Source organism: Kitasatospora sp. NPDC058965, assembly GCF_042741245.1.
In the GTDB taxonomy this organism is placed as follows: Bacteria; Actinomycetota; Actinomycetes; order Streptomycetales; family Streptomycetaceae; genus Kitasatospora.
The window spans coordinates 1-1407 of record NZ_JBHYKG010000450.1; the positions used below are offsets into that span (position 1 = coordinate 1).

The following is a 1407-nucleotide window of genomic DNA, read 5'->3' on the forward strand; positions in this document are numbered from 1 at the left end:
GCCGGGCGAGCGGGTCACCCGCTCGGTGTCCGGTGCACGCGGACCCGCCCACCCGATGCGGGACCCCGCGGCCCGCGCCCGCCCCGATATCCAACCGTCACCGCCCGCCCCATTGACCATCCGTCATGTGAGCGCAAACAATTCCCGTACCCCTCACCCAGGAGCCCCCATGCCACCAGCCCGCACCGCGCACGGCACCCGGGCCGCAGACGGCGGCCAGCCGGTGATGGCGGACGTGGCCCGCCTGGCGGGCGTCTCCCACCAGACCGTCTCCCGGGTGCTCAACGACAGCCCCAACGTCAGCCCGGAGACCCGCGAGCGGGTGCTGGCCGCGATCCGCGAGCTGGACTACCGCCCCAACAGCGCGGCCCGGGCACTGGTCACCCGGCGGTCCAAGACGCTCGGCGTGATCAGCTTCGACAGCACCCTGTACGGACCGTCCCAGATGCTCTACGGCATCGAGCAGGCCGCCCGCGGCGCGGGCTACTTCATCAGCATCGCCAGCCTGCGCCACCAGGACATCAGGTCGGTGCAGGAGGCGGTGGACCGGCTGCGCGACCAGGCGGTGGAGGGGATCGCCGTGATCGCCTCGCAGGCCTCCACGGGGGCGGCGCTGGCCCAGCGGGTCGGCACCGTGCCGATGGTGACGGTCGGTCCGACCGACCCGGGCCGGCTCCCCGGCGCCGGCGTGGACAACCTGGCCGGCGCCGAGGCGGCCGTGCGCTACCTGTTGGACCTGGGCCACCGGACCGTGCACCACGTGGCCGGCCCCGCCCAGTGGTTGGAGGCCGGTGCCCGCGAGGCCGGCTGGCGCAAGGTGCTCGCCGAGCACGGCCGGGAGGTGCCGCCCAGCCTGCCCGGCGACTGGTCGGCCCGCTCCGGGTACGAGGCGGGGCGCCGACTGGCCGCGGACCCCGCGGTCACCGCGGTGTTCTGCGCCAACGACCACATGGCGCTCGGGCTGCTCCGGGCCCTGCACGAGCACGGCCGACGGGTGCCGGACGAGGTCAGCGTGGTCGGCTTCGACGACATCCCGGAAGCCGGCTACCTGACCCCGCCGCTCACCACGGTCCGTCAGGACTTCGGCGAGCTCGGCCGACGCGGGGTGGAGCTGCTGCTCCACCGGATCCAGCACGCCGCCCCGCCCGGGCGCCGCTCCCGGGCGGACCACCAGGTGGCGATCGTCGCCCCCGAACTGGTGCTGCGCACCAGCAGCGGCCGGTCCCGCCCCTGAGCGGGGGCCACCCCGCGGAACCCGCACCACCTCGCTGAACCCGCACCGCCCCTCCGAAGCCGCACCACCCCCCGGAAGCCGCACCACCCGCACCATCCCCGAACCACCGTTTGTGAGCGATAACACCCAGCCACCACCCACCCCGACGGCCGCCCCAGGAGGCCCCCGCGGGG

General features: G+C 75.3%; 1 protein-coding gene. It reads left to right on the forward strand.

Translation table 11 applies throughout. The features are described 5' to 3' along the window. Nucleotides 1-169 precede the first annotated feature (169 nt). Nucleotides 170-1234 (forward strand): LacI family DNA-binding transcriptional regulator, encoded by a 1065-nt coding sequence (locus ACFW1A_RS38175; RefSeq protein ID WP_380417860.1) that lies wholly within the window; start codon nucleotides 170-172, stop codon nucleotides 1232-1234. Nucleotides 1235-1407 lie beyond the last annotated feature (173 nt).

Bases quoted from the DNA above. Each gene is read 5' to 3' on its own strand.
- ACFW1A_RS38175 (WP_380417860.1), top strand. From the start codon at position 170: ATGCCACCAGCCCGCACCGCGCACGGCACCCGGGCCGCAGACGGCGGC.